The following is a 24,125-nucleotide window of genomic DNA, read 5'->3' as shown; positions in this document are numbered from 1 at the left end:
GCTGACAATAGATATGCTCCTCCGGCTTGACTAGAATACAGCTTTTTTCCAGGCATTATTTGTTATGACAAGTGAACTGTTAGGCGGGGCCCTGATCGGTACAGCCGCGGCTTTGCTATGGTTGGGCATTGGCCGAATCAGCGGAATGACCGGGGTTATTTCATCGTTATTCAGCTTACAAATATCCCGTTACCGCTGGGCATTGTGGTTTCTGGCCGGGGTGATCATAGCCAATCCGCTGTATCGTCTCGCCGGTGGCCAAGTATCCATTGATATGAATGACAGCATGCCATTGTGGCTGACCGCCGGAGTGCTGGTCGGATTTGGAACCTACATTGGCAATGGCTGCACCAGCGGACATGGTGTCTGTGGTATTGGTCGATTTTCCCCGCGTTCCATTGTATCGACGGTAACGTTTATCGTGACTGGAATGATCACGGTAACCTTGATGAATGGAGTGGCCGGCTGATGAAACTGAAATCAATCATCACAACTCTGATTCCGTTTTTCGGTGGCACATTGTTTGGACTCGGATTGCTGATTTCCGGAATGAACAACCCGGCCAAAGTCCGTGGTTTTCTGGATATTCTGGGCAACTGGCAACCAGCACTGATTGCGGTTATGGCTTCGGCAGTGCTGATTTTCGGGTTGGCATTTCAATTCAGTAAACGCCGGAAAACACCATGGTTCGGAGATAGGTTTCACTTACCTGGCCTGAGTGGTATTTCGTTCCGGCTGCTGGCAGGTGCCGTGCTGTTTGGTATTGGCTGGGGGCTGATTGGTCTTTGCCCCGGTCCGGCACTGGTGGATCTGGCCAGTCTGCACTGGCCTGCCGTTGGCTTTGTGGTTGCCATGATCACCGGAAACCGTCTGGCCCATTATCTGGTTGGGCCGGCCCGATAATTTCTCCCGGGTGAATGCCATTGTCGCATTCACCACATTGTGACAGTCACGTCACAACGACAATCCCTCTTCTCCTTTGAAACCAGGGCTTTTGTGCCGGTTGCAGAGACTTTCCGACTGGTCCGGAATTTGCCGTAGCCCTGTCTGAGAGCATACTCTGGAGAACACTTAATGGATATTCAACAACTTGAATGTTACCGGCAACAGATCGAACAAGGACACCTGATTCCGTATATCGGTCCGGGTACTTTACGGGGGGTGATCAATCAGGAAGATGGTACGCCTATTCCCGCTGACAGTGACTCACTGATCCTGGCAATGAATAATGGCAGACCGATGGCACCAAAGCTGATGTATGAGTTTCCCCGCGCGGCAATGAATCTCGAACTCAAGCGCGGGCGCAGTTTCGTGGAACGTTTTCTGACTCAAACCTATGGCGAAAAACAGTGGAGCGTGTCTGCGCTGCATCAGTGGATCGCATCCCTCAACGCGCCTTATATCATCGATATCAATCGCGATACCCAATTGCAAAACCTGTATGCCGACCGCGAATACATTTTGGTAGTCGGTTGTGCACGTCTCAGTGGCACTCAATATCGTTTTCAGATCTATCATCATTCACATGGTAACTATCAGGTTATCGAACAGCACCAGGTCAATCCCGATTTGCCCGTGCTGTTTAAACCTATGGGAACACCGCTTCCTTCGCCCTGTTATATCGCCTCTGATGCGGATTACGTGGATTACATCACCGAGTTGATGGGTGGATTTGCCATTCCGGCATTTCTGAAACTGCGCCGACAAAATAAACAATATCTGTTACTGGGCATGCATTTGAATCGAGATACCGAGCGGATGGTTTTCAGCGATATCATTTATGGTGCCAACGAACAACTGGCCGGCTGGGCATTGATTGAAAATGCCAATGATAAGGAACGTCGCTACTGCAGCAAAAAACAGATCGAAGTGATTGATCTCGAATACGATCCGGAACAGGAAGCGGTCGAGGCAGTTTTTTCCTGATACAACCGACGGCCTGATGAGGACTTTCCGTCCTCTCCGGCAGTCCTGATAGATAGCTAACCGCCATGACAGAACTGAACCTGATTTCGCAACTGGAAGAAAACCTCAAAGCATTCATAAAACTGATTCCGGTAGAATCGTTGTCCAGCCAATGGCAACTGGAAGTGCAATTGTTCTATGCCGGGGAGTCCGCCGGAAAAACCAGTTTCAATCTCTATGGATACAATCGGGAAGAAGCCGAAGCCATTGCGCGCGGGGTTAAACAAAATTCTTTTTTGATGAAGGAAATTGACGAATATCTGTGGGGAGACAGTGATTGAAGTCCGGGATGATTTGTCCCGGACTCATTATTTTTAAACTTATAAAGCAGTGGATTTTTTCTGCCATTCAGCCGGGGTCATTGCCTTAACAGAGATGGCATGCAGCGCGCCCGAAGCAATCAGCCCCTGTACACCGGCCAGCACTTTCTGTTGCCGCTTTACCGGTGTCAGACCCGTAAACTCTTCACTGACCACTTGTACGGTAAAATTACACTCTTCCCCCAGGAAGCTGACTTCAGCATTTTCAAACTCTGCTTCAATCAGGGATTTGATCTGTTCCTGCATGATGTTGCACCCTCTTTTCTCAAAATCGGGCGCTATTAAACACCGTCAGTCTGTAATAATCCAGCATCGGCCAGCAAGGCTTTCAGGCTGCCATCGGCCACCATTTCACAGACCACATCGCAGCCACCCACCAGTTCGCCCTGTACAAATAGCTGCGGGTAGGTCGGCCAGTTGGAAATCGCCGGCAGCTTCTCGCGGATGAATGGTGCCGCCAGCACGTTCACATAGGTGAACTCGGTAATCACTGATTTCAATGCAGCGACGGCCGTTTTGGAAAAACCACATTGAGGTTCCTCCGGTGTGCCTTTCATGTACAACAGCACAGGATGAGTGGCAATTTGTTGTTTGATCTTGGTGGTGGTATCAGACATGTTGTAAGTCGCCTTTTGGTATGATCAGATCGGTCCGCCCGAAAGAGCAGACTAACCATGTGGATAAATGTGTTCTTCATTGCCATAGCAATCATTGAAACCCTGACATTCCTGACAGCTCGGTGCCCGGCAAATGTAGTCACCGCCGCGCTCACATAACTGCCGGTACAGAAACTTCTTCCATTTCATATCATGGACATTCTGCTGTGCCAGTGATGGAAAATTGAAGTTCAGGAGTTCGTTCAGCATGGTGCGATCAGACAATCCCAGGTCATGCCAGAGATGCCCGCCGCCCATGCAACCGGCCACGACCATTGGTGCGATCCACAACTCTGAATCACACGCCCCTCTGCGATGATCCACCAACAAGGCGTTCAACTCATCACACTCGTCCTGTCGTTGCTCCAGCAACATTTGCCGGATATCTTCTCCTACAGGCGGTTTGAAATAATCGTCGTTGATCAACACTCGGGTCGACACACAGCACTCACAGGTATCTGTAAACTGTTGTGGCGTCAGTCCCAGATAGAAAGGCAAACATGACACCCCCTGGCGCTGGGATGACAACATCTGTCCGAACCAGCGACAGTTCAGCAACCATGGTATGTGTTCGACAGAGTCTTTTGTGACCGGCAGCAACTTGATTTCCCCGCAGTAATCATCAACGGGCCTGGATTTCGGCCATCGCTTTTGCCATCAATTCCGGCGGTATACCCGTCAACGATCCCGGCGGGTTTACTGCCTCTCCATCGGCACTCAGTATCGCACCTTCAATCGGGCAGATACTGGCACACTGGGGATCGGCGTAGTCTCCGTCACATTCCGTACATTTTTTCGGGTTAATTTTAAAATGTGCCTCGGCCATGGAAATGGCATTGCTTGGACAGACATCCACACAGGCCCAGCAGTTTACACAGGATTCGATAATTGACAGCGCCATCGTCTTCTCCTCGTTGCTTTTAAAAAAAACAGGGAAGCAGACTTCCCTGAATATCAACAGGCTATGCTGTTTCAGTCATCACCGTGGCAGCCGGATCCAGCTTTCCAGCGGCATCCATTTCCTGATATACCTGCGCGACTGCTTCTTCGATCGGCTCCATGGCATGTTCACCATTCGGTTGTATACCCGCCTGCTCCAGTTGCTCCCAGGGCTCATAACCAATTTTGGCACAGAGCACGACCTCGCAACCTTTCAAAGCCCGGATACTGCCCGACAGCGCTGATTCCTTCTCACCACAGGTATCATTGCCAATACAGTACTGATCGACCTTGCGATGACTGATAAAGCGCACACCCGCCGGTGAAGCTTCATAGACCAGGAATTCCGTGGCATGACCGAAGTGCTGATTGATCAAACCACTGCCGGTGGTTGCCACCGCCATTAATACCGGACGTTTTTCCGACTGGGTCGCCGGTGATCCGAACATGCTGGCCAATCGTTCCTTTTTGGCCCGTTTTTCATTCAGCTCCTGCTCAATGGCAGCATGCACGACAGCGCGTTTTTTCATTGCCTCGTCGTAATCGATGTTCATGGATTCGATTTTGTCCATGGTGAACTCCTCACCTCGGTCTTCTCCAAGCAATCCTACGGCATCTGCACGACACTGACGGCAATGACGCATCATGTTCATGTCGCCGGCACAGGCATCCTGCAGATCCTGCAACTCTTCCGGTTCAGGTGAGCGCTGCCCCATGATGCCGTAAAACGTGCCATGTTCAGCTTCCGCAATCAGTGGCATGACGTTGTGCAGAAAAGCACCTTTTTCTTTGACAATACGACTGACTTCCTTGAGGTGCTCATCATTGACACCGGGAATCATGACCGAATTCACTTTCACCAGAATGCCTCTGGCCACCAGCATTTCCAGCCCTTTTTGTTGCTGTCTGATCAGAATTTTCGCGGCCTTCTCACCAAATACCCGACGATTGTTCCAATAAATCCAGGGATAAATCTGAGCCCCGATTTTGGGATCCACACAGTTAATGGTGATCGTGACATGGTCAATATTGTGCTTCGCCAGTTCGTCCACCGATTCCGGCAACGACAACCCATTCGTGGAAACACACAGTTTGATATCGGGAGCCTCTTCTGACAGACGCCGGAAGGTATCAAATGTACGTTCAGGATTCGCCAGCGGATCACCCGGTCCGGCAATTCCAAGTACCGTCATTTGTGGAATATTGGCAGCAACCGCCTTGGTTTTTGCAACCGCCTGCTCCGGTGTCAGCAACTCCGAAACCACCCCGGGACGGGATTCGTTACTGCAATCATATTTACGATTACAGTAGTGACACTGAATATTACAGGCCGGCGCAACTGCCACATGCATTCGGGCAAAATAATGATGTGCATCCTCTGAATAACAGGGATGGTTGAATACCTTTTGTCGGATTTCTTCCGGCAAATGCGACATTTGATCATCAGTACTGCCACAGGACCCAGCGCTGCAACCGGACGCTTCGGCGGGTTTAACCGATGAATCGATAACCGTTAATTCCATCCTCTCTCACTCCTCTGGTGGATTGATCCGTCAGAGATATTGCAACGCCTGTACCGTTGAAGGGAACAAGGAAAACATTTTGAATATCAATAAGTTATGGATATTTTCGAACTTGGTGGGAGTGTTGTATTAATACCGATGTTGGAACAATGTGGGCTTTGTGACAGAAGCAGGCCATAACCGTCCCGGGATCTGCTGAGGGAGTCACCAGATCCCAGCATGTTTACTCAGGACAAAATGAAACGATTGAAATAATGACGGCTTTTTTCATCCAATGGTCTGGAACTGCGTGTTTCCGGATCCATGGCAACAATGACCGTCTCAGCAGTGGCAACACATCGTTGCTGCTGAAAAATCCCCTGGTACATGGTGATTGAGCTGCGACCAAGACGCACGATCCCGGTACCGATTTCAACCTCTCCCGGCCAGGTAATCTCAGCAATGAAATCAAGACTGAGATGAGCCACCACAAACATTGAATTGGCCAGTTCAAAATGCCCTTCCCGATCCCAGAAAATATTCACTCTGCCAGTCTCCAGAAAACTGGCAAATACCGTATTGTTCACATGTCCAAGGCAATCCACATCACTGAAGCGGACATTCTCACGGCTGCGAGCGGGAAAGTCCTCAATACTTAACTGTTGCGGGGTTTTGTGTTTCAAACTATCTGTCATCGTTATATCCGGCATTTATGCTATTAAGTCTTCGCGCCACTTTAAAAGACACGCGGTCAAAAATCATGCTTTTCCACGAGCTGATGCCGTTTAGGTCACAGTCATCCGGTTGTCATGCAGATTAGCGCATCGCCGGAAATATTAAACAGGAAACCAATCATAGCCAGATTAAGATTGTGGTGTATCAGCCAGCAAATCAGCAACAATATTTTCCAACGGCTTTTAAAATACCCAGCTGTACTGACCGGCACCATACTCGTTCATTCAGGGCTATTACTTCACAGTTCAAAAATATCTCCAGACCTTATTAATGGACTGTCAAAAAATCGTCCTTAAGTATGAATGACACAAATACCCGAAAAAAAATTTATAAAAATCGTTTTCAACTGTTTCCATAGCAAAATAACTATTTACTATTTTGAGAAAAACATTATCGTGTTGAGCATGATGTTTAATTTTGAATAATATATTACCCGACAATAACAAAAGATATTCAAAGAAAACTCATTCCACAATTTAGGTGCTCAGGTGAATTTAAGTCGAAGACAGGACCAGCAACTCAGGGAAACGATAGACAGACTTCACCATTGCGAAGGAAAAAAAAGTACTTTTGCACTATTCAATCAGGTACTCAAAGATCTTGCTGTCATTACCGGATCCAGGCTCTCTTTTGTTATTTTGATAACAAAATCAGAAAAAAAAGAAACCTCTTTAAGAATCTTCAGCAGTTACGACACAGACAGAGATGTTGCCACTCAACATGATATGGTACTGGAACCGAACACCCGAATTTCCACCTGTCTGAACGCAATCGGCAGCAGTAATATACCCCAGGTATTTCAACGTCAGTCACTGTCACAGATTCCATATGACAGGCTAGGGTGGCGAAAGCTGGGAAACATGATCGCCCTGCCCCTCATCGACAGCCAGCAAAGCATAGGTATCCTATGTCTTGCCAATAGTAAAAATGGCTATTCCATCGATATGGCAAAGCGGTTCTGGCCATTGCTTATTACCACTGTATCTATTTTTAACAGCATCCAGAGAAAGCAGCAAAAAACCATTCACCTGCCAGGCAAAGAAGAAGAAACTGGCGTCGCATTACAGAAAACCCAGTATGACTGTCCACTGGCCACCATCGAAATCAATAAAAATCACAAGATCACCAGCTTCAACCCCGCTGCCGAAACCCTGTTTGGAGTTACCGACCAGTTTGCCATCGACCGGGAAATCACCACATTTCTGCCTGAGCGTTTTCCGAACGAACACCGGATTTACACCTTCAGCCCCCACAATCAACAAGTCCGATGCCGCGCAGTCAATGCCGTTGGTATGGAGTTGATGGTCGATATTACGGTAACCCCCTACATCAAGTATGGCCAGACACATTATTTGTTGTTCATCCAGAACAACAGCGAGTTACGTACTTTACGCCGCCAGTCCGATCAGGAAACACAACGCTTTGAGGCGGTTTCTGATCTCGCTCCTATCGGTATTCTGCAAACCAATCGAAACTGGGCATGCACCTATGTCAATCGTCATTGGTGTGACATTTGTGGACTGACAGAAGAAGAGTTAAATGGTCATCAATGGATCAATCTTATCCATCAGGATGACCTGGAAAATACCATGACGGCATTACGACAAGCCATCACAGAGAAAAAGGAATTTTCCATAGAATGTCGTTTCAATACTCCGCAAGGCGAAACCATTTGGGTTGAACTGAATGCCCGGGCTTTTTTCGGCTTGAACAGAAAACCTGAGGGAGTGATTGCCACCATAACCGATAACACCTACCGCCATCATACGGAAAGGAAACTACGGGACATGGCAGAGCTTGATTCATTGACCGGACTCCCCAACCGGGCATTGTTTCAGGAACGCCTGGAAAATGCTCTCAATCAGTCATTGCAGGAAAAAGGCATTATTCTTCTATGCCTGGATCTGGATGATTTTAAAAACATCAATGACAGCTTTGGCCATGATGTGGGCGACGAATTGCTGACAGAAGTGGCCCGCCGATTACAGAAATGTCTGCATGCTGACCACACCATCGCCAGGGTCGGGGGCGATGAATTCATGATCCTGATGGAAGGTATTGAACACTCCTGCGTTGCCTCTGAGGTATCAGAAAAGATCATGTCACAGCTGGCTCAACCCTGCCTGATTCGCGGAAACGAACTGTTCATCAGCACCAGTATCGGCATTACTTTCGCTTTCGAAAACTTCAATACCAATAGTAAAACGCTAATCAAACAAGCAGATATCGCACTTTATCGGGCCAAATCAGAAGGCAGAAATAACTACCAGTTCTATTCTCCGGAACTGGAACGGGCTTCCAAAGACCGAACCATTATCCGTAACAGCCTGCATAATGCACTGGATCGCGGAGAAATGGAGGTCTATTACCAGTTACAGGCCGATGTCAACAGTGGCCGCTATGTTGGCTCAGAGGCTCTGCTGCGCTGGCATCATCCAACCCGTGGGCTGATCAGTCCCACCAAGTTCATTGCCCAACTGGAGGAAACACGGTTAATCATTCCTATCAGTCACTGGCTATTGCAGCAGGTCGTGAGTGCTTACCTCCAATGGCAGGCGGATGGATTGTTGGACCCAGCCGCTCACATATCGATAAACCTGTCTCCCCGGCAATTGTATGACCAGCATCTGGTGAAATCGTTTGAACAGGTATTAAACGAATCCGGCTTGCCAGGTGAGGCACTGGTGGTGGAGATTACCGAGTCTATTCTGCTGGAAGAATCCCCCAGTACACTCAAGTTGTTGTCGGATCTCAAAGACCTCGGCATTCAGATTGCACTCGATGATTTTGGCACCGGATATTCATCACTAACTTACTTAAAGCGCTATCCGATTGACTACATAAAAGTAGATCGCTCGTTTATGCGCGACATTTTGTTCAATCAGGATGACGAATCTATCGTAAGAGCCGTGATTGCGCTGGCTCACTCACTCAAACTCAAAGTGATCGCCGAAGGTGTGGATAATCACGAAAAGGTGGTTCGCCTTCAGGAACTGGGTTGTGACTATTTCCAGGGATATTTACTGAATAAACCGATGAATATGGCTCAAACTGCGAACCTGTTGTTTAAACACAAACAACAGCACGTCATCAACCTGAATCATCGTCATAGCTGATCAGGCAGCACCTGAGCAATGATTTTCAAACAGCCAGGCAACGGTTGTCATCCGTTTAGCTGCGAATACACTCCATCAATCAAAACAGTCCATTCATAGCTCTGAATAAACGCTTGTTCAAAAACCGGGCAATGAACAAGCATAAAATTTTTATTATTATTTTTAATCAGAGAAGGCAGTGTTATTCACGCTGCCTTTAATCATCAGTACGGCCACAGAATTATATTTCGCCAAATTCGCTCATGAATTTTTCGATCGTTTCAATCATTGCCGGCGACCCGACAAAAAAAGGAGTACGCTGATGCAATTCAACCGGATCAATTTCCAATATTCGCTGCCCGGGGCCGGAAATAGCTCTACCTCCAGCAGCTTCAGCCAAAAACGCCATCGGATTACATTCATACAACAGGCGTAGTTTTCCACTTGGATAACGGCTTGAAGTTGGGTACAGATAAATGCCACCTTTTATCAGATTACGGTGAAAATCAGATACCAGTGAGCCGATATAGCGAGAAGTGTACGGTCGCTTCGTGGCCTCATCCTCCTCCTGACAATATTTAATATATTTTTTAACCCCATCAGGAAAGTGAATGTAATTGCCTTCGTTGATTGAATACATCGAACCATTATGCGGAAACTTCATGTTTGGATGCGACAGGCAAAACACACCCAGGGTAGGATCGTAGGTAAATCCATTAACATCCTTACCAGCGGAATAGACCATCATTGTCGACGAACCATAAATAATATAACCCGCGGCAATTTGATTGATACCTTTCTGCAAAAAGTCAGCTTCAGTCACCGGCGTACCCACTGGGGAAATCCGGCGGTAAATTGAAAAAATGGTACCTACTGAGACGTTGACATCAATGTTCGACGAACCATCCAAAGGATCGATCAACACTACATACTTTCCGTCGAGATTCTTACCCTCTTCAAAGCGGACGAAATCCTCTTCCTCTTCTGATGCGAGTCCACATACGACACCTCTGGCGGCCAGAGCGGTTTTAAATTTCTCGTTTGCGTAAACATCCAGTTTTTGTTGTTGTTCACCCTGAACATTTTCCTCCCCGGCCGCTCCGGTAATATCTGCCAACCCTGCCTTATTGATTTCACGATGCACGACTTTAGACGCAAAGCGTATCGACGCAAACAAAGCAGAAAGCTCACCGGTGGCACCCGGATATTCCGCCTGCCGGTCGATAATGAACTCTCCAAGGGTTTTTATAATTTCCATGTAAGTAACTCTCGCGATGCAAAAAAATGGAGGAATCAGCTCATTTTGCGGCGAAAATATGTCATGTCAACAAATGAAATTCTGAAACGTTTAAGTACAAAACAGCAAATGACACATCTATGACAGTATGAAAACGTTTTTATGGGTATGAAAGAAAAATAAAAAAAGAAGAGAGCAGACAAATATCGGACTTCCTGAGACGGACCGGATGGTCCGTCCGGCAGGTATTATTAAAACAACAACTGTATAGACCCGTGCAGATTAACGGACAAACTTGACTCTCCAGCTTCGATAGCAGGACCCGCTGCAGAAAAAGAGTTGCCCATTTCAGATCTGAATGCCTTTTGGAAAGGCATCATCTGCCCTCCTTCATCAATGCTGACGTCAACCACGCGATAGTCATTCGCCCCCATTATTTTGACCAGTAGGTCAGCTTTATCTTTAAAGGATCCCAATGCATCCTTTATCAGATCACCAGAAACCTGCTTTTGCAAATCATCACTGACCTTGAACTGCATATTGCTGATATTGAGTTTCTGCTGCAGTCGGCCACTCAACTCTGCCAACGTATCAATCTCACCACTTTCCAATCGCAGCTGTTGACTGACCGCCCAGGCAATAATCCGATCATTCCGATATACCGGCTGAGTAGTGTAATTAAGCGTCGAAACCTTCAGGGCAGATCGGTCCTTAAGCTGTGACAACGCCCAATTCATATCCTGATTAACTTCCTTACTGGCATCCTGTGCTTCATCCGACTGATGTCTGGCCACTAAAGTAATGACCAAAACATTATTCTCAATTTCCCGCACAGAATTAGCTTGAATCTGATAAATATTAAACTGTTGGTCATCCGCGAGACTCAACACACTTATACACATACCGGAAAACAGTACGATTGCCTTCACAATTCTTGACATTGTTAATGTTCCGTTGGTGATTGATAAGTCAATGATGGTTTGTCGATGCAGGACCATAACCAAACCGGCCCCGCATGCCCATCACCCATGTAATGCTTAAGGTGCTTCTGAATAACTATATGAGCTGTTATATGCTGTGTTAAAAATCTGCTCAAACCGATCATTTATGGCTTATAAATTCCTGCTTTTTGCAAATTTTCACTGTGTTCTGGCATCCTCGACGACATAATCCAGAGGCCCCTCAAACAAAAACCACTTATAAAAAATTGCCATAACTCAGGGTGTGTATTATCAGCCATATGCCCCCGCCAACCTACTGCACTTATGAAATGCAATCGTAAATGTCAGTCAAGATATCATCATGACAACCTGCAATAGACAGACACCGTTCCGGTCATGAAGATCCTGAACATAGGAGATAAACCGAATGCAAGAATCACTAAGGCCGTCAACTGTGACAAGGCTCACAAATTTTCAGCATTCCATACCAACAGCACTTGTAGTGATATCGCGCCGCAGCGGCAGATCATGTCAGAACATTTTTTATTATTATCTGCATAACCAATAATACCAGCGACAAGTGTTGCCTGAATTATCCTGAAAGACAATAACGACACATAAGAAATAAGGAAAAAAGTGTACCAGAAGGGAAAACCGCAGACACCCTTAATGATGCCTGCCTGTTATTGATAAGCTAAAAATTTAAGCTTGGGGGGCGGTGGATTTCTAAACCTCCGCCATATTACCCTTTGCTTCGAGCCAACTTTTGCGGTCGCCACTGCGTTTTTTGGCCAGCAGCATGTCCATCATTTCAAACGTTTGTTCGTCATCTTCAATGGTCAGTCTTACCAGTCTGCGGGTATCCGGGGCCATGGTGGTTTCACGCAGCTGCAAAGGATTCATTTCACCAAGTCCTTTGAATCGGGTTACCTGGGGTTTAGCTTTCTTTTTCTCGGCTTTTATGCGATCCAGAATGCCATTGAGTTCGCTTTCATCGAGCGCATAGGCCACTTCTTTGCCAATATCCACACGATATAAAGGAGGCATGGCAACATATACGTGACCGGCTTCAACCAGGGCGCGAAAATGCCGAACAAAGAGTGCGCATAAAAGTGTGGAAATATGCAGTCCATCGGAATCGGCATCGGCCAGAATACACACTTTACCGTAACGCAGACCGTCAAGGTCATTGGAGTCTGCATCGACTCCCAGCGCTACCGCAATGTCATGAACTTCCTGCGAGGCGAGAATTTCATTGGAATCCACTTCCCAGGTATTCAGAATTTTTCCACGCAGCGGCAGGATGGCTTGAAATTGACGGTCACGTGCCTGCTTGGCTGAGCCGCCGGCGGAATCCCCTTCCACCAGAAACAGTTCGCCAGCCATTGCATCGGCACCGGAGCAGTCTGCCAGTTTACCGGGCAATGCCGGGCCGCTGGTGACTTTTTTACGAACCACTTTTTTGGCAGCCCGCATGCGCTTCTGAGCGTTGTTGACTGCCATTTCAGCAAGCAGATCGCCGACATCGGTATGCTGGTTCAACCATAGCGCAAAAGCATCTTTGACCACTCCGGATACAAATACGGATGACTGCCGGGAAGACAGACGCTCTTTGGTTTGCCCGGCAAACTGTGGGTCACGCATTTTGGCAGATAGCACATAAGCGCAGCGGTCCCAGATGTCTTCGGGTGATAGTTTGATGCCCCTGGGCAACAGGTTGCGGAATTCACAATATTCACGCATGGATTCCAGCAGGCCGGTCCGGAACCCGTTTACATGGGTTCCGCCCTGGGAGGTGGGAATCAGATTGACATAGCTTTCCTGCAACAGTTCCCCGCCTTCGGGTAACCACTGCACCGCCCAGTCAACACCTTCTTCTTCCGAGGAGAAGGAACCATGAAAAGGTTCTTCAGGGACGGTGTCATAGAGCCGGGTGTTCAGCTTGAGGTAGTCACGCAGGCCGTCTTCATAAAACCACTCGTCGTTTTCCTGCTTTTCCTGGTTCTCAAACGTGACTTTCAAACCCGGACACAAGACTGCTTTGGCACGCAAAATATGACGCAACCGGGAAACCAGGAATTTATCCGAATCGAAATACTTCGGATCTGGCATAAAACGAATCAGGGTACCGGTTGTTTTTTTGCCACAGGTGCCGATTTCCTCAAGCTCAACGGCCTTATCACCGTTTTTGAAACCCATCCGGTATACTTTGCCATCGCGCTTGATGGTCACTTCGAGCACTTTGGAGAGCGCATTTACGACGGAAACCCCCACACCGTGCAATCCCCCACTGAACTGGTAGTTTTTACCTGAGAATTTGCCGCCGGCATGCAGTCGGGTCATGATGAGTTCGACACCGGAGACTTTTTCCTCCGGATGAATATCGACAGGCATGCCGCGCCCATTATCTTCGACGGATAACGACCCATCGGAAAATAGAATAACCGCGATGTGATCAGCATGACCGGCCAGAGCTTCATCCACTGAGTTATCAATCACTTCCTGGGCCAGGTGGTTAGGGCGCGTGGTGTCGGTATACATCCCGGGGCGTTTACGGACCGGGTCCAGACCGCTCAGGACTTCAATGGATTCAGCGTTGTAGTTTTGATTCGTCATGGAGTGTCTATTTATTTAAATTTAAAAAATGGCTGATGGCGGGAAGTGTGGTTTCAAACTGTTCAAAGCGATGACTTCCACGGGGCTGAATAAGTGCCTGAGAAACCGGGAACCGGCTAAGTGCATCGCGGTAATCCAACACCTCATCACCTGTCTGCAGCACAAGCATAATCTGTTTGTTTGGTATCCGTCGAGTCTCCCGCCATTTTTTCAGGGTTTCGATAACGTTTTGATTTATATGGAGTGTTTCGCCGGTGTAGGGATTTTGAACAGTGTCAGGGTAGTGTTGTAAAGAGATATCGGGCTGTACCGCTGGGTTTACCAATACCGCTTTGACGGCAAACTCTGCCGCCAGCTGCCAGGCAAAGAAACCTCCCAGGGAGCTACCGATAAAGACCGGTTCAACACCATTATGGCGACTCTGCACAACCAAGTCAGCCAGCATAACCTGAGCACGACTCAGATCCAGCGGAATTTGTGGAACTTCAAAGCCAACGGCATGGGGGAACAGATGCAGATTATGGCGCAGAATCTGCGCCTTTTCAGAGTCAGGAGAACTCAGAAATCCATGTAGAAAAACGAGTTTTTTCTTCAGAAAGCAATCCTGCCCTGGCAGTAAATGAGGGTTTTGGGTAATGCTCAGTAGCCTTTGACGCTGTAATCTATTTCAAATTCCACATTTTGCACTCTGGATACAGCGGTCTCTATCGAGCCATCGTCATACAATTTCAGCCAGCGGTAACCGGGTCCGGTTTTATCAATTGAGAAGTCTTCAGAATGTGGCTCGAACTGAACACAGGTGGATGGCGTGGAAATGAATCGCAGTCCATCAATAACCTCATCCCGTTCCTGATGCACATGCCCCCACAATAACGCTTTAATGTTGGGGTACTTGCGAACAGTCGTTAACAGCTCACTACCATTTTTAATTTGCTGCTGATCAATCCAATGACTCCCCATTGGTAACGGGTGATGATGAAAAGCAATCAGAATATGTTTATCAGGGTACTTACCAGCCACCTGATTAACGAGTTCAAACTGATCGTGACCAAACCGACCATACACTTTGTGCGGAACGCTGGAATCCAATAACAAAATTACCCAAAAATCTGTCACGATAAATTTTTCAATCAGTTCAGATTTCTCTGCCGCCCGATTCATGGTGTTTTTATTATCATGATTACCCGGACACCAGCGGATAGTCACTCCAAAACCTTCCAAGATGGTTTTAAAGCGCTGATAAGCCTGCAGGGAACTATCCTGTGCGATATCACCTGTTGCTATAAGTGCATCAATAACCGGCTGCTCTTCCCGAATTTTATCGAGCACCAGATCAAGACTTTTCTGTGTCTGCAATCCTAATAAGGTACCCTCTTCGCCTGCGTGAAGATGAGGATCGGTAATTTGAATAAGCTGAAAAGGAGTTTTCTGACTCAAAACATACAGTATCCGTTTATCCTGAAGCCATTTTTACATACTTATTTTTATAGTCATAGACTCACAACAGGAAAAAAACCAGGATAGTTATTGTATTTAGAAGTTTTGCTCACATTTGTGAAAAAAGTCTATCCAGTACGGCAGACTCGACAATATGACCATCGCTCAGACATTGGCTCAAACATTCTGAGACAAAACGATTCAGCTGTGCTTTTTCATCAACCTGATACATCTGCTCATTGGGATAAGGATACACACCGTTGTGCTGACGTCCGCTTTCACCTTTCACAACTTCCGCCATCCGGGCATCCTGATATACCCTGATCAGCAGACTTTTGCTGACAGGCATGACAGAACTGATTTCCATTTGTACCGTTGCGGTATAGGAAAAACATTCCCGTACCTTTAATCGTATTCTGGCATATCTCTGTCTACCGTCATGCAGGTCGAGTTCTAATTGCTGATTTTCTTCCATATCAGGAAAGATTTTCTGCAATTTGGCATAGTTGCCCTCACAAGTCGCACTGTCATGCGCCAGGTCCGGAACATATTTCTTCTTTGGGATTCGGAATGAGGACAAGATTCAATGACTCCAGAGTGATCGCAAACGTGTCTTGTGTAATTGTAACCATTGCAAAGCCATAATACCGGCTGCGTTATTGATTTTTCCGTTTTCCAGGGCAGAAAAAGCCTCGGCTGTCGTTAAAACGTGAACTTTAATATCCTCCCCTTCCTCTTCCAGCCCATATATTCCGCCGGCGTTGGCACTATCCACTTCGGCCACGTAGAGAAATACTTTTTCATTTGAGCCTCCGGGAGACGGCAGATAATTACAGATTTTCTCCATACGCCCCAGCGTCAATCCTGCTTCCTCCATAGCTTCGCGCCGTCCTACCTGCTCTGGTGTTTCGTCTTTATCAATCAGTCCGGCTACCAGCTCCAATAACCAGGGACTACCATGAAAACTCGCTGCCACCCTGAACTGTTCGACAAATACCAACTGATCAAGTGTCGGATCAAACAACAACACACAAACTGCATCAGGTCGCACCATGACTTCACGCACAATTTCTGTGCTCATGCCACCATTAAACAGTTCATGTTGCACCCGAAAACGATCCAACTTATAAAATCCATCAAATACCCGTTCCCGATTAATTATTTTGAATTCCAAAAATAACCTCCATCATACATACTTTATATTAGAAAAATTTAATATATAAATGGGTTTTTATTTAATCATTCATACATTAGATTAGTGAAAACACGCCTAAGTGCTGGCAACACATTCGGCAAACCCGACAGCGATGAGATACACAAAGGCCTATCCTGTCCCACTTACACTTTAAAGTGGTGTGTTTAACCCAATTAAGCTGTAAAAGTCGGGTAAACCAAAATTAAAAAATACTGCCTTTTTTATAATCCTGAGGCATTAAGTAAACCAACTATGGAATTCCACATGAGAAAGATCTTAGCACTTTTGTTGGCTGGCACCGCATCCATGAGCTATGCCGAGTCAGATCTCATCAGCTTATACAATCAAGCCGTCGAGTCTTATCCATCCCTGATTATCAATACAAATGATGAAAAAATCGCCCAGTCCCAGGCAAAACAGGGACTGGCCCTGCTGATGCCCAATGTTGAAGGTAGTGTCAGCTATGGTGCATCTTCTTCCGCCGGTGACAACGACGCTGATGTCCGTTTTGACAAGGGCGTCATGAAGTACAAAGTTGAACTGACCCAGGCTATTTTCAACCTTTACGCCATCAAGCTGTATGATGCCTTCAAGGAAAATGTAACTGCAACCAAATACGAAACCCTTTCCACCCAACAAACGATGATGGTCAGTGTAGCTGAGAACTATTTCTCGGTTTTGACAGCCAAAGACACGGTTGAATCAGTTCAAAGTCAGCTGGAAGCCGTCAAGCGCCAACTGGAGCAAACAGAGCAACAATATGAGGTGGGCCTGGCGGCAATCACTGATGTACTGGATGCCCAGGCTTCATACGATGCGACACAGGTTTCCCTGATTGAAGCAGAGGCTACCTATGATACCGCACTGCAGAATTTTGCGGTTCTGACCGGCCAGATACCAGACAAATTAAAGGTATTACCGAAAGAAGTTACCCTGCCAGCAGTTGAAAGTGGCAGTGTCAGCGAGTGGGTCAGTGTCGCATTGAAAACCCACCCGGACGTCCGTTCCGTAACCCAGACCGCCAAATACGTTGAGAAAAGCTATGGTGCCAACAAGGCTAACCGCTTACCCACCCTCGCAGGTTCGGTGTCTTATACATATTCTGACTATATGAAAGAAAATGCCCTTCTGGGAACAGAGGATAACGGTGTAACGGAAGTGGGTATTTCTCTGACCGTTCCCATCTACACCGGTGGTAAAACCAGTGCCGAAATTCTGGAGGCCGGCCTGAACTACAATTCAGCATTACAGAATCTGGAGCTTACCAAGCGCAATGTTGAGTTGGAAGTCAGGCAGGCTCACCGTCAGTTGACAGCCGATATTGCAAACGTGGCAGCCCAGAAAAAAGCAGTGGAATCGAGCTCTAAAGCCCTTGATGCCACTCAGGTTGGTTATGAAGTCGGCACCCGTAATATCGTTGAAGTATTGTCAGCACAGAGCACCCTTTTTTCCAGCAAGCTGAGCTTTCAGACTGCGCAGTATGACTACCTGCTGGATATCCTGAAGCTGAAGCAGGCTGCGGGTGTCATTACTGAAGATGATCTGGTTTCACTGAACAATATGCTGATCTCAGAATAATCGAACTGACTGGAATGAGGAGATGCTGTGTTATCGCAGCATCTCCTCAATAACGTGAAACTGCCGAATAACAGCCCCTCTGCTACGATCTACCATCTGCTTTCCCGCTTCAGCCAATTGCTCTCTGCGTGCAGGCGATTGCAGTAACAAGTCCACTTCCTTAAACAATGAATCAGTCCTTACCCTCACTAAACCACCAGCTTCGCTCAATTGCTTACAAATATCTTCACACTTGAAGGTTTCCGGTCCCATGAGTACCGGTTTCCCCAAGGCAGCCGGCTCTAACGGATTATGCCCACCAACAGGTACCAGACTACCACCTACAAAACAGATATCGCTGGCCTGATAATAGCTGATCAACTGACCTAAAGTGTCGCCCAAAAAAACCTGGGTATCTGACTGCGGTATTTGTTCCTGACCGTGACGGACAAAGTTCAGACCATAGGACTCAACCTTATTGGCCACCATATCAAATCGTTCAGGATGCCTTGGCACCAGAATCAGTAAAAGATCCGGATAGCTCTGCAGTAATCGTTTATGCACCTCCAGAGCCAGATCCTCTTCCCCCTGGTGCGTCGACGCGGCAATCCAGACGGGACGCTGCCATTGTTGATACCACTGTTTTCCTATGATGATTTTGTCTTCATCAAGCGCCTGATCAAATTTTAAATTGCCACATAGAATAAGCTGCTCTGAGGCAAAACCAAGGCGCACAAACTGCTGGTAATCACTTTCGGTCTGAACAGCCACTTTTTGAATAGCGGCAAACATCGGTTCAGTCAGCGCCGGGGCCTTTAAATATCGACCCGCAGATTTCGGATTCATCCTTCCATTTGCCAGCAGAACCGTAATATTCTTTTTATCACATTCATGCAGAAGGTTTGGCCACATTTCAGTTTCCATAATAACTAATATTTTGGGCGCCAGTTTGCGCAAGAATCGACGCACAATCCACGGATGATCGTAAGGCAAGTACTGATGAAAAACGCTGTTACCAAAATGCTTTTGAATATATTCAGCACCGGTGGCAGTAGTATTGGTGATTAGATATTCAAATGATGCGAGCTCTTGCTGGCATCGTTCGATCAAAGGAGTTGCGGCAACGCTTTCACCCAGCGAAACAGCATGAAACCAGATCACAGCTCGATGTTCAGGCACCACGCATTTCCCAAGCCGCTCGGACCATCCTTTTCCATACCCTGGGGATGATCTTGACTTCAACCATAGACGCATAAAAATGAAAGGCAATAAAAGAGTGAGCAGAAAGGTGTATAACCGGCGCAACATGATATGATTTTGTCTTCAAATATGAATCGATGAGAATATCCGGGGATGGTATCTTATTTTGCCTTTAAGATCGTCTGTTCAGACTGTGATATACAAAAAAAAGGATGGCGAAGAACCATCCCAAAACATGGGCTTAGTTAGATTGAATCACTACACTGCTAAATAATAACGGCCATTCTGGAGTCCCGCACTCTGGCCTGACCTTTTACTGAACCGGAAATAGGTGCCCACCGACCATCTGGAACAAAAGCCAAAATCTCATCCCAGCGAGGGATAAAAACATCCCCACCATTCACCGCCGCCCACATCTGATATGAAGTCCCACTGGATTCACTAATGAATAATCCCGGGACCGCATGATACGACGGATTTTCTTTGATAAAAGCCAGTACATCCAACGCCGAACTGTTCATCATCTTAATGCTTCCTGCCAGACATTTTTCATCATTTCTTAACTGCTGCTAATTGAAATGATAGAACAAGGCCGTCCCATTGCCACTCAATTTGGTGAAAAATTGTTATCCAGAATGTTAAACAGTCTCCAAAAACGAGATATTCTTTATTAACATGTTAATAATTATCTGCATCGAAATTCCGGTCATCCAACTCACTATTTTTCTGGTACAGATGGGAACAGTCGGGCAATTTCATCCAGTACCTCAGGATTGGCCAGAGCGGATTGGTTTTCAATCGAACGACCCGTCAATGCATTCAAAGCCGCCAGCTCAACTTTTTTTCCACTGCGGGTGTAGGGAATATCCGAAATCTGAAACACATATTTTGGTACATGTCTGGGACTGGCGCAGCGCCTGATGGTACTTTTTATATTTTCGACCAACTCCACCGTGAAAACAGTCTCTGCAGTTAACTTCACCATTAAGACAATCACTGTATCTCCGGCTTCCGGCATACCCACCACCAGGCTATCCAGAACACCGGCAATAGTCTCTACCTGCCGATAAATCTCTGCCGTACCGATTCGAATTCCCCCTGGATTCAGTGTGGTATCGCTACGTCCATGAATGATCGCACTGCCATCCTGATCAAATTCAACATAATCACCGTGCACCCAAACCCCCGGATAACGATTAAAATAGCACTCTCGATAACGGTTATGATGTTTATCATTCCAGAAACAGACTGGCATGGATGGAACCGGATTCAAACAGACCAACTCGCCTTTTTGCCCAATCACTGCGTTTCCGTACTCGTCATATGCCTGCACATTCATAGCCAGTCCGGGTCCCTGGATACGGCCCCGACGAACTGGAGAAAAGGGGTTGCCCAGCACAAAACAAGAGACGATATCCGTCCCTCCACTGATTGATGCCAGATGCACTTGCGGCATGTGCTGATAAACCCAGTCAAAATCCTCAGGCTGTAACGGTGAGCCTGTCGATAACAACACCTGCAGAGACTTCATTCGCATTGATGCCATCGGAATGTTTTGAATCCTGCAACTGGAAATATATTTTGCGCTGGTACCGAGATGTGAGATGTCAAATTGCTCGATCAAACGCCACAGCCGGGTGGTATCAGGATAACCAGGATGACCATCAAACATGATGAGTTTCGCACCGGTTAACAATGCAGAAGCCTGCCAGTTCCACATCATCCAGCCAGTGGTTGTGAAATAACTGAAAACAGAATCCATTGTGAGATTGGTATGCAACAGCAGTTCCTTGGCATGCTGGAGCAGAGTCCCTCCACTGCCATGAACGATGCATTTCGGCTTCCCGGTGGTTCCGGATGAAAACAAAATAAACAGAGGGTGATCAAAAGGACCGTAAAAATAGTCTATTTTACCGTCATTATTTGCCTGCATTCCCTGCTGCACAAACTGTTTCCATGATAAAGACTGACATGGTGTATCAATAGAAATACCGGACTCAATTGGGATCAAACAGCTCAAAGATGGCGACAGGGCGTCCACCAGTTCTTTTATCTCCTGTCTGCGATCATACTCTTTACCACCATAACGATAACGGGTGTTGGCAAACACCACTTTAGGCGAGATCTGACCAAAACGATCAATGATACCGGCAGCGCCAAAGTCCGGTGAGGCAGACGACCAGACAGCACCAATGGCCGTGGTCGCCAGCATTACCACCAGAGCTTCCTGAGAATGGTTCAGATATCCAACCACCCGGTCTCCCGGCGCGACCCCGAGTGTCCGCAATGCCACGGCAACCGCGGCCACCTGCTGATATAACCACCCACCGGTGATTTCCCGGGTGACACCTTGTTCATTAACAGTAACCGCTATAATCCGATCTGGTTCCGCATTCGCGAAGCGCAACAGATTCTCGGCATAATTAAGGCTTATGTTTGGAAACCAGCCACGTTGTTCGGCATTTTCCGAGTCTCCGGAAAACCCAACTGTGGGTTCGGTTAATGCTTTCAGACCACTGAAACGCCAGAATTGCAACCAGAAATCATTCAAATTCCTGATCGACCACTGGTGTAGCGATGGATAATCACCAAAACAGGGATAACCCTGCGCAACCAGATAATCACAAAATAACTGCATATTAGACTGACGCCGATACCGTTCATCCGGCGTCCATAAGACATCATCCATTGGAGCTTCCTGTTATTATTTTTGTTCTTTGGCGCGTTGCGGGATTTTTCAGAAACTCAGGAACAACTTATTCACATACTCCACCAGGCGATCAGCATTTGCCAGGCTGGTACAGTTCTGTTCCAGTATCTGAAAACCCTGTTCATTCAGCGCCACTCGTACCTGATTTTTATCATCATACTGGCCATTATGCATCAGACAAAAGACATAGCCATTAGTCGAATAACCGGGATAAATCTGGATATCGCCATGAAACTGTCTTAACTGCCATTTTTCGTTATAGCGGTTCAGGCATGATATCGCTTGTTCCAATTCCAGCCAGTGCAGTCGTGCACCAGGTTCCGGAGTCAGGTTATGAATGCTTTCCAACCGGGTCAGAAAATAGTGCCCTTCAATTCGAAAATGTCGCTGATAAACCGGAGAATAGCGACAGTCATCGGCAGCCAGCAGATAACTGAATTCTGCAACCGAGGCTCCCAGTTCCTCACGAATTTCTCGAACCAGCGTTTCGGTCAGATCCTCCCCAGGATCCTGACCGCCTCCAGGAAGAAAAAATCCGCTATCTTCCTCAACGACCAATATCTTTCGTTGTGCATCAAAGATGAGACCGTAGGCTCCTGGCCGTGACTGGTATTGTTGTTCCTGATCCGCCACGTACATCAAGGGGCGAAATGAAACCGGGGCAAATGAATTCATGGTAATGCCTTATGTCATGTGATTTACGTGGATACAGCTACTCTGGCTTGGGCTGGAGATCCATGAAGGCACGTCCACGGATCACGCGATTAACCTGGTATATATCATGATCGGGTTAATAGCTCATCCGGTATTGACGTCAGCTGAATCAATGATTATCCCGCGCCAGTTACCGATAAAAACCGGGCTCCCCTTCAGGGCGTGTTTTAAAACGCTTATGCAACCAGAGATATTGATCCGGATGTTCCCTGACCCGCTGCTCCAGAAACTGATTGTAAAGCCGGGCGTTTTCCACATCATCGTCCGTTTTCGGCCAGGGCGGGTAAAACTTCAACACATAGCCGCCTTTTTCACGATGAGCAAAACAAGGCACGACTGTGGCACCACTTAACTGTGCCAACCGCGTGGTGGACGTTATCGTCGCGGTGGCAATATTAAAAAATGGCACGAATACGCTGTTACGGCGACCATAATCCTGATCTGGTGCGTACCATAGTAACTTTCCTTTTTTAAGCATCCGGATCATTCCGCGCAAATCCTTACGGGACAGACAATGATGACCGTTACGCTCGCGGGCCCGGGTCATGAAAAGATTGAACAGGGGATTGTCATGACTACGCTGAACCACTTCCAGCCCGGTGTTATGTAGACTGAATAGCGCCGAAGCCAGATCCAGGATAGCAAAATGGCCACCGGCTAATATTACGCCACGACCATCGCGCCGGGCCTCTTCAAGAATCTCTTCACCCTCAACAATGGTTTTATCCGCCAATCGTCGAGGATCCAGAAACCAGGACATGGCGGTTTCCATCAGTCCTTTGCCGTAAGAAATAAAAATGTCTTTGATCAACTGCTGCTGTTCTGCCGCAGAAAGCTCAGGAAAACACATTCGGATATTCACTTCGGTCACTCGTCGGCGACTTTTAACGAGATGGTAAGCCAACCACCCCAGACCGGCTCCTAACTGCAACTGAACACTCATTGGCAAACGGGTCAGTAACCACAGACAGGCCAACATCAGCCAGGTCGGCCAGTAACGCGGATGAATGAAATTTCGATAGGACTGCTGATGAACAAGGTCAGAGTTTCGATGTATGGACATGAATAATCGATCAATATACTTAACAGGTTTAAGGTAACGGATTTTAACCCACAAAGACCCACGATACCGGATAAAATTCCAACACGTATGCAAGGGATCTGAAATGGCGGTTGCGACAACTCAGACAATCTACTAGGGTAAACCGCGATATCAATGAAGACTGCATGAATACGGTTTCATTATCGTGCTGCAGTCTTATGACACCTAAGGACTGTCATAAACAATTACAATAATGGGACGACA

At 47.1% G+C, this 24,125-nt stretch carries 24 protein-coding genes; 6 read left to right on the top strand and 18 right to left on the bottom strand.

Annotation, left to right across the window (positions count from 1 at the left end; genetic code table 11):
• Positions 1-64 precede the first annotated feature (64 nt).
• From YC6258_RS08280 to YC6258_RS08265, 4 genes are all read left to right on the top strand, one after another.
• A complete protein-coding gene (locus tag YC6258_RS08280; protein WP_044616583.1) occupies positions 65-469 on the top strand; it encodes a YeeE/YedE family protein in 405 nt (134 codons plus the stop codon).
• On the top strand, positions 469-903 hold the full coding sequence (locus tag YC6258_RS08275) for a DUF6691 family protein (protein WP_044616582.1): 435 nt from the start codon (positions 469-471) through the stop codon (positions 901-903). Before YC6258_RS08280 ends, YC6258_RS08275 begins: the two co-directional genes overlap by 1 nt.
• Before the next feature lie 171 nt (positions 904-1,074).
• A complete protein-coding gene (locus YC6258_RS08270) occupies positions 1,075-1,926 on the top strand; it encodes an SIR2 family protein (RefSeq protein WP_044616581.1) in 852 nt (283 codons plus the stop codon).
• Between the two features lie 65 nt (positions 1,927-1,991).
• A complete protein-coding gene (locus YC6258_RS08265; RefSeq protein ID WP_044616580.1) occupies positions 1,992-2,246 on the top strand; it encodes a hypothetical protein in 255 nt (84 codons plus the stop codon).
• A 39-nt stretch (positions 2,247-2,285) separates the two neighbouring features.
• On the opposite strand, the gene YC6258_RS08260 is transcribed toward YC6258_RS08265, so the two are convergent.
• The 6 genes from YC6258_RS08260 to YC6258_RS08235 form a co-directional block, all read right to left on the bottom strand.
• On the bottom strand, positions 2,286-2,531 hold the full coding sequence (locus YC6258_RS08260; RefSeq protein WP_044616579.1) for a BolA family protein: 246 nt from the start codon (positions 2,529-2,531) through the stop codon (positions 2,286-2,288).
• 35 nt (positions 2,532-2,566) lie between these two features.
• Positions 2,567-2,902: a Grx4 family monothiol glutaredoxin gene (gene grxD, locus YC6258_RS08255; RefSeq protein ID WP_044616578.1), complete on the bottom strand. Its 336-nt coding sequence runs from the start codon at positions 2,900-2,902 to the stop codon at positions 2,567-2,569.
• 51 nt (positions 2,903-2,953) lie between these two features.
• Positions 2,954-3,541 (bottom strand): nitrogen fixation protein NifQ, encoded by a 588-nt coding sequence (locus tag YC6258_RS08250; RefSeq protein ID WP_052830162.1) that lies wholly within the window; start codon positions 3,539-3,541, stop codon positions 2,954-2,956.
• A gap of 22 nt (positions 3,542-3,563) precedes the next feature.
• A complete protein-coding gene (locus YC6258_RS08245) occupies positions 3,564-3,842 on the bottom strand; it encodes a 4Fe-4S dicluster domain-containing protein (RefSeq protein ID WP_044616577.1) in 279 nt (92 codons plus the stop codon).
• A 61-nt stretch (positions 3,843-3,903) separates the two neighbouring features.
• Positions 3,904-5,403 (bottom strand): nitrogenase cofactor biosynthesis protein NifB, encoded by a 1,500-nt coding sequence (gene nifB / locus YC6258_RS08240; RefSeq protein ID WP_044616576.1) that lies wholly within the window; start codon positions 5,401-5,403, stop codon positions 3,904-3,906.
• A gap of 227 nt (positions 5,404-5,630) precedes the next feature.
• Positions 5,631-6,077: an acyl-CoA thioesterase gene (locus YC6258_RS08235; RefSeq protein WP_044616575.1), complete on the bottom strand. Its 447-nt coding sequence runs from the start codon at positions 6,075-6,077 to the stop codon at positions 5,631-5,633.
• Between the two features lie 528 nt (positions 6,078-6,605).
• On the opposite strand from YC6258_RS08235, the gene YC6258_RS27190 reads away from it, so the two are divergent.
• A complete protein-coding gene (locus tag YC6258_RS27190) occupies positions 6,606-9,233 on the top strand; it encodes a sensor domain-containing protein (RefSeq protein ID WP_052830161.1) in 2,628 nt (875 codons plus the stop codon).
• Positions 9,234-9,453: 220 nt separating this feature from the next.
• Here YC6258_RS27190 and fbp read toward each other — a convergent pair whose 3' ends face one another.
• The 7 genes from fbp to YC6258_RS08195 all read right to left on the bottom strand — a co-directional run bounded on the left by fbp (position 9,454) and on the right by YC6258_RS08195 (position 16,617).
• On the bottom strand, positions 9,454-10,470 hold the full coding sequence (gene fbp, locus YC6258_RS08225; protein ID WP_044616574.1) for a class 1 fructose-bisphosphatase: 1,017 nt from the start codon (positions 10,468-10,470) through the stop codon (positions 9,454-9,456).
• 230 nt (positions 10,471-10,700) lie between these two features.
• Positions 10,701-11,390: an SIMPL domain-containing protein gene (locus YC6258_RS08220; RefSeq protein ID WP_169748948.1), complete on the bottom strand. Its 690-nt coding sequence runs from the start codon at positions 11,388-11,390 to the stop codon at positions 10,701-10,703.
• 726 nt (positions 11,391-12,116) lie between these two features.
• Complete coding sequence (gene parE, locus YC6258_RS08215) at positions 12,117-14,006, bottom strand: DNA topoisomerase IV subunit B (RefSeq protein ID WP_044616572.1); 1,890 nt, start codon at positions 14,004-14,006, stop codon at positions 12,117-12,119.
• A gap of 7 nt (positions 14,007-14,013) precedes the next feature.
• Entirely contained in the window at positions 14,014-14,601 is a 588-nt protein-coding gene (locus tag YC6258_RS08210; protein ID WP_044616571.1) for a YqiA/YcfP family alpha/beta fold hydrolase, read from the bottom strand.
• 44 nt (positions 14,602-14,645) lie between these two features.
• Complete coding sequence (cpdA, locus tag YC6258_RS08205) at positions 14,646-15,443, bottom strand: 3',5'-cyclic-AMP phosphodiesterase (protein ID WP_052830159.1); 798 nt, start codon at positions 15,441-15,443, stop codon at positions 14,646-14,648.
• Between the two features lie 109 nt (positions 15,444-15,552).
• Positions 15,553-16,023, bottom strand: coding sequence for a DUF1249 domain-containing protein (locus YC6258_RS08200; protein WP_052830158.1), 471 nt, complete (start codon positions 16,021-16,023; stop codon positions 15,553-15,555).
• A 3-nt stretch (positions 16,024-16,026) separates the two neighbouring features.
• The gene (locus tag YC6258_RS08195) at positions 16,027-16,617 is read right to left on the bottom strand and encodes an NUDIX domain-containing protein (protein WP_044616568.1); all 591 of its coding nucleotides are present in this window, start codon (positions 16,615-16,617) and stop codon (positions 16,027-16,029) included.
• 285 nt (positions 16,618-16,902) lie between these two features.
• Between YC6258_RS08195 and YC6258_RS08190 the strand changes: the two genes are divergently transcribed.
• The gene (locus tag YC6258_RS08190; RefSeq protein WP_044616567.1) at positions 16,903-18,216 is read left to right on the top strand and encodes a TolC family outer membrane protein; all 1,314 of its coding nucleotides are present in this window, start codon (positions 16,903-16,905) and stop codon (positions 18,214-18,216) included.
• A 30-nt stretch (positions 18,217-18,246) separates the two neighbouring features.
• On the opposite strand, the gene waaA is transcribed toward YC6258_RS08190, so the two are convergent.
• From waaA to lpxL, 5 genes are all read right to left on the bottom strand, one after another.
• Positions 18,247-19,503, bottom strand: a complete 1,257-nt coding sequence (waaA, locus tag YC6258_RS08185; RefSeq protein ID WP_044616566.1) for a lipid IV(A) 3-deoxy-D-manno-octulosonic acid transferase — start codon at positions 19,501-19,503, stop codon at positions 18,247-18,249.
• Positions 19,504-19,661: 158 nt separating this feature from the next.
• Entirely contained in the window at positions 19,662-19,919 is a 258-nt protein-coding gene (locus YC6258_RS08180; RefSeq protein WP_044616565.1) for a hypothetical protein, read from the bottom strand.
• A gap of 194 nt (positions 19,920-20,113) precedes the next feature.
• A complete protein-coding gene (locus tag YC6258_RS08175; RefSeq protein WP_044616564.1) occupies positions 20,114-22,084 on the bottom strand; it encodes an acetoacetate--CoA ligase in 1,971 nt (656 codons plus the stop codon).
• A gap of 48 nt (positions 22,085-22,132) precedes the next feature.
• On the bottom strand, positions 22,133-22,780 hold the full coding sequence (locus tag YC6258_RS27185) for an NUDIX domain-containing protein (protein WP_052830156.1): 648 nt from the start codon (positions 22,778-22,780) through the stop codon (positions 22,133-22,135).
• 169 nt (positions 22,781-22,949) lie between these two features.
• Entirely contained in the window at positions 22,950-23,882 is a 933-nt protein-coding gene (lpxL, locus tag YC6258_RS08165) for an LpxL/LpxP family Kdo(2)-lipid IV(A) lauroyl/palmitoleoyl acyltransferase (protein WP_044616563.1), read from the bottom strand.
• Positions 23,883-24,125: the final 243 nt, after the last annotated feature.

This window comes from Gynuella sunshinyii YC6258 (assembly GCF_000940805.1).
Taxonomy (GTDB): domain Bacteria; phylum Pseudomonadota; class Gammaproteobacteria; order Pseudomonadales; family Natronospirillaceae; genus Gynuella; species Gynuella sunshinyii.
This window is presented reverse-complemented; position numbering and strand designations above follow the sequence as displayed.